This is a genomic window from Helicobacter cappadocius, assembly GCF_030688855.1.
Taxonomy (GTDB): domain Bacteria; phylum Campylobacterota; class Campylobacteria; order Campylobacterales; family Helicobacteraceae; genus Helicobacter_J; species Helicobacter_J cappadocius.
This window is the reverse complement of record NZ_JAUYZK010000007.1, coordinates 1-13137: the sequence shown is the minus strand read 5'-3', so window position 1 is coordinate 13137 and position 13137 is coordinate 1. Positions and strand designations below refer to the sequence as shown.

General features: G+C 33.7%; 13 protein-coding genes. 6 read left to right on the top strand and 7 right to left on the bottom strand.

The genetic code is table 11. The features are described from left to right. Positions 1–159 precede the first annotated feature (159 nt). The gene (gene fur, locus Q5I06_RS05445) at positions 160–615 is read left to right on the top strand and encodes a ferric iron uptake transcriptional regulator (RefSeq protein ID WP_305517211.1); all 456 of its coding nucleotides are present in this window, start codon (positions 160–162) and stop codon (positions 613–615) included. On the opposite strand, the gene pseI is transcribed toward fur, so the two are convergent. Genes pseI through flgH form a run of 5 tightly spaced genes read right to left on the bottom strand, consistent with a single transcriptional unit; the run spans position 612 to position 4451 of the window. After that, complete coding sequence (gene pseI, locus Q5I06_RS05440; RefSeq protein ID WP_305517212.1) at positions 612–1628, bottom strand: pseudaminic acid synthase; 1017 nt, start codon at positions 1626–1628, stop codon at positions 612–614. The two genes, fur and pseI, sit on opposite strands and share 4 nt — an antisense overlap. After that, the gene (gene pseH / locus Q5I06_RS05435; RefSeq protein WP_305517202.1) at positions 1618–2130 is read right to left on the bottom strand and encodes a UDP-4-amino-4,6-dideoxy-N-acetyl-beta-L-altrosamine N-acetyltransferase; all 513 of its coding nucleotides are present in this window, start codon (positions 2128–2130) and stop codon (positions 1618–1620) included. Before pseH ends, pseI begins: the two co-directional genes overlap by 11 nt. Then, entirely contained in the window at positions 2127–3044 is a 918-nt protein-coding gene (locus Q5I06_RS05430) for a hypothetical protein (RefSeq protein WP_305517203.1), read from the bottom strand. Before Q5I06_RS05430 ends, pseH begins: the two co-directional genes overlap by 4 nt. After that, positions 3041–3733 carry a pseudaminic acid cytidylyltransferase gene (gene pseF, locus Q5I06_RS05425; protein ID WP_305517213.1) on the bottom strand — a complete coding sequence of 231 codons (693 nt, stop codon included), beginning with the start codon at positions 3731–3733 and terminating at the stop codon, positions 3041–3043. The genes Q5I06_RS05430 and pseF overlap by 4 nt, the downstream gene beginning before the upstream one ends. A 1-nt stretch (position 3734) precedes the next feature. After that, positions 3735–4451, bottom strand: a complete 717-nt coding sequence (gene flgH, locus Q5I06_RS05420; RefSeq protein WP_305517204.1) for a flagellar basal body L-ring protein FlgH — start codon at positions 4449–4451, stop codon at positions 3735–3737. Positions 4452–4519: 68 nt separating this feature from the next. Between flgH and Q5I06_RS05415 the strand changes: the two genes are divergently transcribed. Further along, positions 4520–4966, top strand: coding sequence for a GatB/YqeY domain-containing protein (locus tag Q5I06_RS05415; RefSeq protein ID WP_305517205.1), 447 nt, complete (start codon positions 4520–4522; stop codon positions 4964–4966). Here the strand turns inward: Q5I06_RS05415 and Q5I06_RS05410 are convergent. Next, positions 4960–5493: a phospholipase D-like domain-containing protein gene (locus tag Q5I06_RS05410; protein ID WP_305517206.1), complete on the bottom strand. Its 534-nt coding sequence runs from the start codon at positions 5491–5493 to the stop codon at positions 4960–4962. The genes Q5I06_RS05415 and Q5I06_RS05410 overlap by 7 nt on opposite strands. 77 nt (positions 5494–5570) lie before the next feature. Between Q5I06_RS05410 and Q5I06_RS05405 the strand changes: the two genes are divergently transcribed. The 4 genes from Q5I06_RS05405 (at position 5571) to argS (ending at position 9624) form a co-directional block, all read left to right on the top strand. Continuing rightward, positions 5571–7001, top strand: a complete 1431-nt coding sequence (locus tag Q5I06_RS05405) for a midas domain-containing protein (protein ID WP_305517207.1) — start codon at positions 5571–5573, stop codon at positions 6999–7001. Next, positions 7001–7618 (top strand): guanylate kinase, encoded by a 618-nt coding sequence (gene gmk / locus Q5I06_RS05400; protein ID WP_305517208.1) that lies wholly within the window; start codon positions 7001–7003, stop codon positions 7616–7618. Before Q5I06_RS05405 ends, gmk begins: the two co-directional genes overlap by 1 nt. Positions 7619–7689: 71 nt before the next feature. Then, entirely contained in the window at positions 7690–8022 is a 333-nt protein-coding gene (locus Q5I06_RS08730) for a Sec-independent protein translocase subunit TatA/TatB (RefSeq protein WP_370690930.1), read from the top strand. Positions 8023–8034: 12 nt separating this feature from the next. Beyond that, a complete protein-coding gene (gene argS, locus Q5I06_RS05390) occupies positions 8035–9624 on the top strand; it encodes an arginine--tRNA ligase (RefSeq protein WP_305517209.1) in 1590 nt (529 codons plus the stop codon). A gap of 49 nt (positions 9625–9673) precedes the next feature. Here the strand turns inward: argS and Q5I06_RS05385 are convergent, their stop codons facing one another. Further along, the gene (locus Q5I06_RS05385; protein WP_305517210.1) at positions 9674–12799 is read right to left on the bottom strand and encodes a type I restriction endonuclease subunit R; all 3126 of its coding nucleotides are present in this window, start codon (positions 12797–12799) and stop codon (positions 9674–9676) included. Between the last annotated feature and the right edge of the window lie 338 nt (positions 12800–13137).

Here is a 13137-nt window from a genome sequence, read left to right as displayed (position 1 = left end):
GTTTCTTTGCCCTTAGTTATCATACGCAAAGATTATAAATCATTTTTGCCCAATAATTTATTAAGTTTGTATAAAATTAGTTTTGTATAGAATTTTGATAATTACTTAGGTTATTATATGTGAATATAAACCAAGTTTAAAGATAGAGGGACACTTATGATGCAAAATAGATTAGAAACATTGGATTCAATACTTGATAGGCTTAGGACATCCATTCGCAAAAATGGCTTAAAGAATTCCAAGCAACGAGAAGAAATTATTTCTGTGCTTTATAAAAGTGGCACTCATCTAAGCCCTGAAGAGATTGCCTCTGAGATAAAAACTAAAGATAAAACAACAAGTATTTCTTCTGTATATAGAATTCTTAGTTTTTTGGAAAAAGAAAACTTCATCACTGCTTTAGAGGCAGACAAAAGTGGCCGAAGATATGAAATAGCAGCAAAGGATCATCACGATCATATTATTTGTTTGCATTGCGGAGAGATTACAGAATTTGTTGATCCAGAGATTGAAAGACTTCAAATAAAAGTCGCCCACGAGCATAATGCAAACCTCATTAGCCATAATATGAAACTTTTTGTGATTTGCCAAAAATGCCAGAAAATTAAACCCTAAGAAAAATCATCTATCTGCAAGGGTTTTCCAAATTTGAGATCGGTGTTGGCTTTTTTGCCAATAATATCTTTGAGATATTTAGGTGCTAATCCATTATTGGGTCTGACTGATTGGATGTTTTGCATACTTAGCACCTCGCCCTTTTTGATATTCTTGGATACAAAAAGGCTTCGTGCAAATTTCCTTTGATTGGTTAGTTTTTTCAGATCGATTTTAGGCTCTTTATTGCCTAGTGCTAATATTGTAGAGTTGATAGCTTGTACCATTTCTTCAAATTCTAATTTATCCAAACTAAAATCAGCATCAACACCACCTAGTTTTTTATCTAAGATGAAATGTTTTTCTATCATATTTGCTCCTAGTGTGGTTGCAATAATAGCTGATAAATAGCCTTGTGTGTGATCTGATAGTCCATATTTTACATTGTATTTTTCCCCAAGTTGTGGCATTGAGAGTAGATTGGCTTCTTGTAATGGAGCAGGATAAGAACTTGTGCATTTTAAAAGAGTGATATCAGAATTTCCTGCTTTTTTGCACATATCTAAGGCGTCTTTTATCTCTTCTTCTGTGGCGATACCTGTAGAAATAATGATGGGTTTGTGTGTTTTTGCGACTTCATATATAAGATTTGTATCAGTGATTTCAAAACTTGCGATTTTATACATAGGGCAATCTAGCTGTTCTAAGAGTTCCAAAGCCTTTAGGCTAAAAGGAGAGCTAAAGATAATAAGATCCAAGCTTCTTGCCAATGCAAAAAGCTCATTGTGCCACTCCCAAGGCATATAAGCTTCTTGATACAGTTCATAAAGGGTCTTACCATCCCATAATGTCCCAGAGTTAATTTGAAAGCACTCATCTGTACAATTTAGAGTAAGGCATTCAGGAGTGTAGGTTTGGAGCTTGATGGCATTAGCACCACATTCTTTGATGGCGATAAGGGATTTTTTTGCGATTTCTAGGTTTTGATTGTGATTGGCACTGAGTTCTGCGACGATTAATGGCCTAGTCATTATTTTTCCTTTTTCCGTAGATAAGTACATTTTCGTATTTATTATCTCTAAAAATAAAATCTAACAGTTTTCCTTCATAAATATAATCATGTCTTTTATAAAATCCGATAGCTTTTCGGTTGCTTTCTAAAACCTCCAAATGAAGGGTATGTAACTCAAACTCTACAAAAGCAATACTCTCAAGGCATTTTAAAATCTCTGTCCCCACATTTTGAAGGCATGGATTTTTATAAATCCCCAAATAAGCGTGTTTGTGTGTAAAATTGACACGAGTGATAGATCCTACTCCTAAGAGAAGAGAACCTCTTTTTATTAGCCAATAATGGCTCAAAGGGTTATTTTTCAAAGAAGAGATAAAATCTAAATGAGCTTTCTTGGAAATATTTCTTGAATACATCCATTTTGAGATTTCAGGATGATTTCTAAACTCTAAAACACTCTGAGAATCTTTTTCATCCATTTGGGTAAAATGCAGAGCATAAATGTCGTGGATATAAAAATTCATTCCATTACCTCTGTGATTATTTCTTCAATTTTTTTTAACAAGAGGTTTCCAAATCTGATGGTTTGAAATGCTTGAGACATTTCTTCTCTGATTTTCATAGGAATGATTGTAGCAAAATCTTTATCCAAACTTTCAAGAGAGGTGATTTTCATTCCCCCAGTTGATTCCCATTGCTTACTTTGGAAAATTTGATTTTGTGCAATCGGGATGATTAGTGTAGGTGTTTTTGACATTGCCAATTCATTGAGTGTTCCCCCTCCAGCTGATATGGCTACATCACATTTTTTCATAATATTGGCCATTTGTGATGCGGAAATGTTTTGATAGTAGTTTCCTTTAAAAGAAGGTTTGCCACAAAACCTTTGAGGCAAAATAATATGTTTTTGATAGGGCATATCATCTAATATTTTGAGAGTTTTTTCGGTCATATTTTCAGGATCAGAACCCCCAAAAGTTATCAAAATATTTTGAATGTCTTTTTTAGATATTTTTGAGTCAAAAAAAATTTTGTCTATGATGGCGTATTCAATTCCTGCAAGATAATTTTTTTTCTTTGGATAGAGGCTCTGTGCCCCCAATGCTCCATTAATAATAACACAATTAAGAGGATATAAAAGGCGGTTTGTATCATCTAATACGATAAGTTTTTTACAAAACTTAGAAGCTTTTTGATAAAACACTTCATTTGCCTCATAGCTGTCTATGACAACTAAATCTGTATCTAAAATCAATGAATCAAAAGCAGCACTATCTAGCCAGTTTAAATATTTGCTACCTTCTATGGAGTTAACTCCATAATGGTAAATTGTGGTGTTTTTCACATATTGATCTAAAATTTTTTTTAGACGAATGCAACGCGTTAAATGCCCCAATCCATAAGGATATCCAGCTTCGGTGAATATTTTTATCTTCATTTGGAATTTTTGAGCTTGTATTTGATCTGTGCAATCTCCCAATCATCCAGAGTGTCAATATCTTGAACAAACATACGAGGGAGGATAAAGGGGATAGAATGAGGGTGAAAAATCGGTTTTTCATCACAAAATGCACCTGTTTTCCCCCAATAAAAAGCCCCTGCATCATGATAGACTTTTTTGAGATCTTGAGATCTACTCAAGGAATGTTTTTCAAAAAGCATTGAAATTTCTTCATTTTCATTATTTATCAAAAAAGCTCTCCAAGGAGTGAAATCAAATTCCACACAGGAAAAAATATAAAGTTTTTCAGGGCTTTGTAGTAGTTTATCCAAGCTCGAAGTGAGATATTGAGATTTTAAAAGTGGTGCTGTTGGATAGATGCAACAAACCAAATCATCAAAATTTAGATGAAGTTCCTTGATTGCGTGTGCAATCACTGGTAAAGTAGGAGTGGTATCAAGGCTGAGTTCTTTTGGACGTAAAAAAGGGATTTTTGCACCATAGGTTTTGGAAATTTCTGCAATCTCTTCATCATCTGTGCTTACAATTACTTCATCAAACACACCACTTTCAAAAGCATTTTTTATAGAATAACTGATAATGGGTTGATCGCAAAATAATCTAATGTTTTTTTTCGGGATTCTTTTGCTTCCTCCTCTAGCAGGTATAACGGCGATTTTTTTCATATCAATAAGGCCACTCACTTTCAAGCACATCTGTCGCCATTTTTTTCTTGTTTGTATTGCTCAAAGATCCAATATTTGCATATCGTATTTTTGCATCAGAGATGTATTTTGATTCAATGGTATTGTTCCTGCTAATATCATAAGGTCTTATAACGCCACTGATTTGAATGATTTGTTTTTCTCCATCAACCAAAACTTCTTTGTTGCCATAGATGAAATAATTTCCATTTTCCAAAACTTTTACAACTCTAGCTGTTAGAGTAAGGGTAAGATTTTCGCTTTTGCTTTGATTTCCCCCGCCTTTGAAATTCGAATTATTGGTCGGGGCTACCATGCTGTAATTGGTTTGATTGTCTAAAAATTCTGTAGATTTTTTCTTGGACTCATCACTGCCATTGTATGTTAATCTAGGTGGATTTGAATTACCTCCTGAAGCTGTGTTGTAAGTTTTTGAAGCTGTATAATTCGCATTTGAAGTTTCATTGATAAGCACTGTAATAAGATCATCAGGCTTCATTGCTCTTCTATCGGCAAATAATGGTCTATCTCCTTGTCCAAATAAACTTCCAGTTTTACTGAATTCAGGGATAAAATCTTTTGAAGGCATTTCTTCAACATAGCTAGGCGGGTTCATATCGATTTCAGGTTCATAAGCATAACCCAAGCTAAGCCCAAAAATACATAATAAACACAGAGCTTTAAAAGAAAAAATATTCATTTGGCAATCCTTTGTTTGTAAAACTAAACTGCTATAATAAAAGCAAAGTTTATTCCAAAGGATATTAAATGAGTCAAATCAAAGAAAAAATGGCACAAGATCTCAAAACTGCTATGAAAAATGGCGATAACTTTACACGAGATACAATCAGACTCCTAAATAGCTCAATTAAGCAAGTTGAAGTCGATAAAAGAATCACTTTAAGTGATGGAGATGTTATCAGTATATTAAAAAGTGCATACAAGCAACGTGTTGATGCGTCTATAGCCTACAAAGAGGCAGGTAGAGAGGATTTATTAGATAAAGAAAATAAAGAAATGCAGATCATTTTACAATATCTTCCTAAGCAGCTCAGTGATGAAGAACTTCACGTAGAAATATCTAAAACCATTAAAACTATGGGTGAAGTTACTCCAAAGGATATGGGCAAGGTTATGGCAGCACTTAAACACTTAAGTCAAGTTGCCGATGGTCGTAGAATTTCTGAGATGGTTAAAAGTATTTTGAATCAATAAGGCTTACAATGAGCAAACATTTTTGAAAAATAACTTTTGGCTTTTTTGATCATTTCCTTATCATTGCTTTCTAGCATCAGTTCATAGTTATTTTCAAAGGCATTTTTGCTCCAGTTTGCTGATCCTATAATGATAATGTCTGTATCGATAATCGCCATTTTTTGATGCATGATACCATCGTATTTGTTATTTCTCTCTCGCTTTCCTTTTAGAAGACAAGTGCTGATGTTGTTATATTTGCTCAAATAACCGATCGTGGAGTAGGGATTTTTGACATTGGATTCATAGTCATAAATAATTCTGATTTTAACCCCCTTTTTCGCCATATCCTTGAGTGCCTTAGCTATTTGTCTATTAGTAAAACTAAAGATTGAAATATCAATGTTTTCTTCAGAGGAATATATGGATTTTATCAAAACATCCAGAGCTGTTTTTTGTTCATATGGCATAAAATACAGCTTATCATTTGCATTTAGAGTGGTTAAAAAAATCGCAATCAAGGTGAGTTTTAAAAATAAATTTTTCATTTGTTTCCTTAATAAAAAATCAGGTAATTAATTGATATAATCCTAGCAATTTTTAAAAAATAATCGGAGTAGCTATTTTGAAAATACTTTTGATAAACAACGATTCAATGGTAAAAAAACTTTTTGAAGCCGTTGCCAAAAAGTTAGGATTGGATTTGATCGCCCAAGACAGTCTAAAATTGCCCAATGCAGAAGATGAATTTTTCTTATTTTTAGATGATGGAGTTGCTGGAGAGTATTCTGAACTTCTTCAATCTCCTAAAATACTTATCAAAGTTTATTTGCATAAGCGTACTTCTAGCCCTGCTGATGGATTTGAATTTTATATTAAAAAACCTTTTTTACCTACAGAAGTTTTGGATATTTTAAAGAGCAGATTAGCGGATTTTGGTATTGATGAGAGCACCACAAGTAATCTGACAAAGGATGATCTAGCAGAAATCCCTGAACACTCTTTGGCTATTGATGATTTTGATTTAGATGAACTTGATGATTTGGATTTTAAAGACGCTGATTTTGAAAATCAAAAAGGTCCATCAAAGCCCATTCCTCATATTTCTGATGATTTTGATTTATCTGATTTAGAAGAGATACAAGGTGTTTTAGATGATTTGGAAAAAGAAAAAGATAGTGGAAAGCAATCTGATTCTTCCAAAGATAGTCCAGATGAAGAAGATTCAGGTTTTGATTTTATTGAAGTTAAAGAAGACAAACCTGATAGCCCAAAAGAACAAACCGACGAAATAGAAGAACAACCAGATATTGATGAAATTCTAAAAAATGTCAAATCTAGTATGACTGAACAACAAAATCAAGATAAAGAGGAACAAAAAGAAGCTGATACAACGGTCAAAGATGCTTTATCTGAACTTGCAGATGAGCTTAATTTTGACAATGTTTTATCTTCAGAAGAATCCTCTATTTCTGATTTGCAAAAGCACAAAAACATTGAAGAAGATATCCACGAAGATCAAATCAATAAAAAAGATGATGAGATTACAGTAGATGAATCCTTTCAAAAAAATGAAGAAAATTATAGTGAGGAGGCTTTTGGAGAATCTTCTAGCATACTTGATAAAAAACAAATCGATGAGGTTAAAAAAATCCTAGAAGAAACTCAGGATGAAGAAAATCAAAATAAGGAAACTTTAATGGCAACACCACAGGAAGCAAAAGAAATTGAGGAAATTGAAGAGCAAGACATTATCGATGTTTTGGGCGATACTAATAAGGGAGAAGATATGAAAGAAACACATACAGATACAGAAAACAAAATAAAAGAAGATTTTGATATGCCTTTTGAAAATATGGATGATTTTACATTATCAGATAATGAATTTGATAAAAACATCTTAGCTGAAGATTTAGATGTGCAAGATCAACTACAAACCTCGCAAAATAACAGTATTTTAAACCTTTTAAACAATACTTCTATAGAAGGATTGAAATCTTTGCTAGATGGAATGCAGCTCACGATTAATATCAGCTTCCCTGATAAGAAAAAATAATGCAAAATACTCTTTTGGTGCTTTCAGGACCTAGTGGTTCAGGAAAAAGCACTCTGTGTAAATTTTTGCAAGAAAACATTCCTGAAATTTATTTTTCCATCAGCACAACCACAAGAGCTCCTAGAGAAGGTGAAAAGAATGCACAACATTATTATTTCGTCTCCAAAGAGGAATTTTTAACAGACATTCAAGAAAATAAATTTTTAGAATGGGCAGAAGTGCATGGAAATTACTACGGTACATCTATTTTGCCGATACAACTAGCATTAGAGGCTGGAAAATTAGTGATTTTTGATGTAGATGTCCAAGGTCATAGGGAAATCAAAAAATATTATGGCAATCTCGTGCGTTCAATTTTTATCACCACAATAGATAAAAAAACCCTCAAACAAAGACTTGAAACTAGAGGGAGCGATTCAGAAGAAACGATAAAATCTCGTCTTATGCACGCTTACAATGAGATGAAGCATATCAATGAATTTGATTATTTGATTATAAATGACGACATAGAACATGCAAAAGAGGCTATTTTGTGTATCGCAAAATCTCTTGCTTTTATCACAAACCCCAAGAATTCTGAAGATTTGTGTGCGGAATGGATGGGAAAAATATCCTAAAGATTTTAGAAAAAATATTGACTTTAGGGTATAATGATAAAAATTCAATATATTGATAATAAAGGATTTAAATGGGTGGTTTTGGCAGTATATGGCATTGGGTTATTGTTTTATTAGTGGTTGTTTTGCTTTTTGGAGCTAAAAAAATTCCAGAACTTGCAAAAGGCTTGGGTAGCGGTATAAAAAACTTCAAAAAAGCCGTAAAAGAAGACGATGAAACTGAAGATGCAGATGTATTAGAACCTGAAGTGAGTAAGATAGAAAAACCAGTTAGGCAACCAAGAGCAAAATCTAGCACCACAAAAACAACAACAAAAGTTTCCAAACCCTCCACAAAAGCTAAAGAGACTTCTTCTGAACCCAAAAAAAGAGGCAGAAAGCCCAAGTCTCAAACAGCGGTTTGATGTGAGTGATTGATGTATCATTATGTCAAAAAACTTTTAGAAGATAGACTTAAAGATTCTATTGTTCTTGAACGACCAAAAAACAAAGATCATGGTCACTATGCAACTCCTATTGCATTTTCTTTGGCCAAACAACAAAAAAAATCTCCTGTCATTATTGCTCAAGAGATTGCAAAAAATCTTTCTGATGTGTGGGAGTTTGAAAAAGTAGATGCCCTTAATGGTTATCTAAATATCACTCTTTCGGCCGATTTTTTTGAACATCTTTGTACAGAAGCTCTTAAAAAAGGCGATAGCTTTGGATCGCAAAAACCAAATAAAGAAAAAATACTTTTAGAATATGTGAGTGCAAACCCTACAGGACCTCTTCACATAGGACATGCTAGAGGAGCTGTTTTTGGGGATAGCTTGTCTAAGATAGGGCGATTTTTGGGTTATGAAATAGATACCGAGTATTATATTAATGATGCGGGATCTCAAATCCAAATGCTTGGATTTTCTATCTACCTTGCTGGAAAAGAATATTTGTTAGGTGAGAGTGTTCATTATCCTGATGAATATTACAAGGGTGAATATATATTAGATGTAGCAATTCTAGCAAAAGAGGAATACGGCATAGATGTTTTTAAAAACGAGACTTCTATTTTGCTTTTGAGTGAATTTGGCAAGGCTGTAATGCTAGAAGAGATAAAAGAAAATCTTTCAGATGTGGGGATTGTTTTTGATAAATTTGTGAGCGAAAAGTCTCTTTATGATCGTTGGGATGCCACGATGGCAAAACTAGAAAAAAATGATGGAATTTATGAAAAAGATCATAAAATCTGGATTAGATCTGAAGCCTTAGGAGATGAAAAAGATCGCGTGATTGTCAGAGAAAATACAGAGCCAACCTACCTAGCTGGAGATATTATCTATCATGATGATAAATTTATGAGAGGTTATGACAGATATATCAATATTTGGGGAGCTGATCATCATGGATATATTCCTAGAGTAAAAGCAGCTATTCATTATTTAGGGTATGATGAAAATAAGCTTGAAGTGCTACTCTCTCAAATGGTGAGTCTTCTCAAAGGCGGCCAACCTTACAAGATGAGCAAACGTGCGGGGAATTTTATCTTGATGAAAGATGTTGTGAATGATATTGGCAGTGATGCACTGCGGTTTATATTTTTGTCTAAAAAATCTGATACACATTTGGAATTTGATGTAGATGAGTTAAAAAAACAAGATGCTTCTAATCCAATTTTTTATATCAATTATGCCAATGCTCGTATCCATACATTGTTTGAAAAATCATCTTTGCAAGAAGCAGAGATTTTACAAGCTTCCTTAGATTGTATTCCAAAAGAGGCTCAGAATCTATTATTTAATGCATTGAGCTTTCCTAGAGCCATTGAGATGGCTTTTGATGATAGAGGATTGCAGAAGGTATGTGAATACCTGAAAGTTTTGAGTGCGGATTTTCATAGTTTTTATAATTCGCAAAAAATCATCCAAAACCCTATAGAAGCATCGTTATTGAAGGTCTGCAAGGTGGTGAGCCTATCTATTACTATTGGTTTTAGATTACTGGGAATAGAGGCAAAAACAAAGATGTGAGAAAAGGGATCAAGAGCCAATCATCCCCGCCAATCACTAATTGAATAATTTATTCTTGTGTTATCAATGCTTCGTTGATAGCCCCTGAATATTTTTCTAGCAGTCTCCGTAGTTTTTCTGCAATCTCTTTTTTTATTTTATTTCTACCTTTAAAAATAGAAACTTTTGGAAGTATCTCGGTTATTTCTGTGCCTGTCTCTTTGACTTCCCCATTAGATAATGATTCAATCAGGAATTTTTTAGTTGCCTCTGGCCGCAATCCTTCTTTATTGATAAGCTCTTCAAGTTCTTGTTCGTATTCTTTTTTTGTGAAACTAGACCAATCTCTTGGAATATCAGAAGCGAAATTCAAAGAAGTGATAAATTTTTCTAAAAGTTCCTCTTTGCTTCTGAGTTCATAGCTAGATCTGATTGTGCTGAGGAGATTTTGAAGCATCATATGTTTTTCTTGCCCTTCTTTTTTTGCAGCATATTCTGAGATAAGTATCAAGATATAATCTACATTGATGTCAAATTGCTTGATAAGCTCAAGTTCAAATTCAATATCATTTTGAATAGATTCCTTATCGGTATTTCTTAGTTTTTTGAATTCATCATACAGATCGTTATATTTGCCTTCGTAGTCTTGAAGCTTTTGTCCATTTAAAATTTCATTGCCTTCAAATTCATCAAAACTCACCAATATATTTTTGACTCTAAGTATCGCCCCCCAGAGTTTTATAAACTCTTTTTTTGCTTCCTCGCCTATTATTTCCTCACCTAGCACGAACTCACTCTCTAGCCTCCTGATAAGATCGCTATAGCCATCTACATGTTCGCCATTTTCGTTTTCATAGCCATTATAATATTCGTCAAATGTTTTCAAAAGTACGATGCTTTTGGCATCTTTGTTTCCAAAAAGAGCTAGAGCATCATTAGTAGCTTTTTCAAGATCCCTAAAACAAACGATATTTCCATAGGTTTTTATGGAATTTAGAATTCTATTTGTACGTGAGAATGCCTGAAGCAATCCGTGATATTTGAGATTTTTATCTACCCAAAGCGTATTGAGTGTAGTCGCATCAAATCCCGTGAGGAACATATTGCACACGATAAGCAAATCAATTTCGCGATTTTTCATTCTCCAAGAGATGTCTTTGTAGTAGTTCTGAAACTTTTCAGGGCTAGTGTCCCAGTTTGTTTTAAACATAAGATTATAATCTTTTATTGCTACTTCTAAGAATTCCCTACCAGAGGCACTTAATTGTGAGGTATCTTCACTATTTTCATCTTCGATAAATTCATCGCTTTCATCTTCATTCACCCCATAGGAGTATATGGTTGCGATTTTGAGCTTTTTATCAGGTGGTAAGATTGCCATTTGTGTTTTAAACTCTTCATAGTACATTTTGGCAGCATCGATTGAAGAGACGGCAAATATTGAATTAAAGCCATTGAGATTGGTATTTATTTTTATTTCATCGGTTCTTTTTTCTTTAGACCTGCTATCGTTTTTTATGATTTGTTCGATATTGGTGAGTTTATTATGACTATAAGAATCTTTGCGTCTAGTTTTTTGATCAAAATGCGTGAGAATATATTCAGTTACTTTTTTGATCCGATAAGGCGCGTTATAAGCTTCTTTTGTATCGATGGCACGAACTTGTGTATCTTCTATATTTTCTTTAATTTTCATCGTGGAGATGGTATCTGTTCTAAAAGGAAGGACATTTCCATCATCGATGGCATTTATTATGGTGTAGGTGTGGAGTTTGTTCCCAAAAGTTCTTTCTGTCGTATCAAGCTTGTTACTAGCATTTTCTGGAAATACAGGAGTTCCTGTGAAGCCGAAAATATGGTAGTTTTTGAAGGCTTTGATGATTTTTTTATGCATATCTCCAAATTGACTGCGATGGCATTCGTCAAAAATCATTACGATATGTTTTTTGTAAATCTCACTGGTTTTATTTTTGCTGATAAATCTATCGAGTTTTTGGATCGTGGTGATGAGGATTTTGCTACTTGGATTATGAAGGTTTTTTTCAAGCTCTTTTGTGCTAGAGTTTGCATTTGCTGCACCTTCTTGGAACTTGTCATATTCTTTCATTGTTTGATAATCTAGATCTTTTCTATCCACTACAAAAAGCACTTTGTCTATAAAATCTAACTCTGTAGCGAGTATTGCACTTTTAAATGATGTGAGCGTTTTTCCTGATCCTGTGGTGTGCCAAATATAACCCCCAGCATCTGTGCAACTTGTTTTTTTGAGGTTGCTTGATATGATGATTTTATTGATGATGGCCTCTGTGGCTGCGATCTGATAGGGACGCATCACAAGGAGTTTTTTATCAGAGTCAAACACGCAATATTTAGTGAGGACATTAAGCAATGTGTGTTTAGAACAAAATGTCTTTGCAAAATCGACTAAATCTTGAATTTTTCTATTTTGAAAATCTGTCCACCACGAAGTGAATTCAAAAGAATTACTCGTTTTTTTGCTATTTTTCTTCTGTAGATTGCTTTGTTCATTGATGGCGTTTTTTCGTGTGGTATTGGAGTAGTATTTGGTATGTATGCCATTTGAGATGATGAAAAGTTGTATATATTCAAAAAGCCCATTATCAGCCCAAAAAGAGTCTCTTTTGTAGCGATTGATCTGATTGAATGCTTCTTTGATCTTGTTTCCACGACGTTTGAGTTCTATATGCACAAGAGGCAGACCATTAACCAAAATGCTCACATCATAACGATTTTTATAATTTCCTTCTGTTTCATACTGGTTGATGACCTGCACAGAGTTGTTGTGAATATTTTTTTTGTCGATGATTATGATATTTGGTTTTTCACCATTATCTAAGAGTAGGGGGTATTGATAATCTTGTTGTATTTTTTCAGTTTTCTCGACCAATCCCTCACCTTGTTTTGCGATGTATTGAGACATCAAGCGATCAAATTCATCATCTGAAAAATTTATTTTATTGAGTTTTTCTAGCTGTTTGCGGAGGTTTTTTATCAAATCTTCGTTGTTTTTGATAGGTAGGTATTCATAGCCATTATTTTGGAGAATCTTTATAAACTCATCTTCTAATTCTTGTTCGCTTTGGTATTTGTTTGAATTTTTTACTGAGGGGACAAACTCTAATACAAGCGTTGAATTTGTATTTTGCGAGATGGGTTTGTATTGTGTTTCTTGCATTTTTATAATTCCTTATTATTATGTTTATGGGATTTGAAAAATCAAATCTTTTTCTGCCAAAAAAAGGGTTTATCCCTCCCTTAGCCCCAAAAAAAGATAAAGTCTTCGCCTTTTCTTTTTTGGCAAACAAGGGAAGGGGATTTGCCTTGTGGAATTTATGGTATACATATTTTTATTTCCCAAAAAGGCAGGAAAAAAAGCCATTGAAATCAAATCTTAACACCCTCTCTCACCTCCTAAGCCTCCTCAAACCTAAGCAGCCTGTCTCTGTAATACTCATACTGCTTCTTCCGCATCTGTATCTCCGCAGGAATCCCCAAAGAAATATCACTCACAAG

Coding starts and splice junctions, on each gene's coding strand:
- fur (WP_305517211.1), top strand. CDS start 160: ATGCAAAATAGATTAGAAACATTGGATTCAATACTTGATAGGCTTAGG.
- pseH (WP_305517202.1), bottom strand. CDS start 2,130: ATGAATTTTTATATCCACGACATTTATGCTCTGCATTTTACCCAAATG.
- Q5I06_RS05430 (WP_305517203.1), bottom strand. CDS start 3,044: ATGAAGATAAAAATATTCACCGAAGCTGGATATCCTTATGGATTGGGG.
- pseF (WP_305517213.1), bottom strand. CDS start 3,733: ATGAAAAAAATCGCCGTTATACCTGCTAGAGGAGGAAGCAAAAGAATC.
- flgH (WP_305517204.1), bottom strand. CDS start 4,451: ATGAATATTTTTTCTTTTAAAGCTCTGTGTTTATTATGTATTTTTGGG.
- Q5I06_RS05415 (WP_305517205.1), top strand. CDS start 4,520: ATGAGTCAAATCAAAGAAAAAATGGCACAAGATCTCAAAACTGCTATG.
- Q5I06_RS05410 (WP_305517206.1), bottom strand. CDS start 5,493: ATGAAAAATTTATTTTTAAAACTCACCTTGATTGCGATTTTTTTAACC.
- gmk (WP_305517208.1), top strand. CDS start 7,001: ATGCAAAATACTCTTTTGGTGCTTTCAGGACCTAGTGGTTCAGGAAAA.
- Q5I06_RS08730 (WP_370690930.1), top strand. CDS start 7,690: ATGGGTGGTTTTGGCAGTATATGGCATTGGGTTATTGTTTTATTAGTG.
- argS (WP_305517209.1), top strand. CDS start 8,035: ATGTATCATTATGTCAAAAAACTTTTAGAAGATAGACTTAAAGATTCT.
- Q5I06_RS05385 (WP_305517210.1), bottom strand. CDS start 12,799: ATGCAAGAAACACAATACAAACCCATCTCGCAAAATACAAATTCAACG.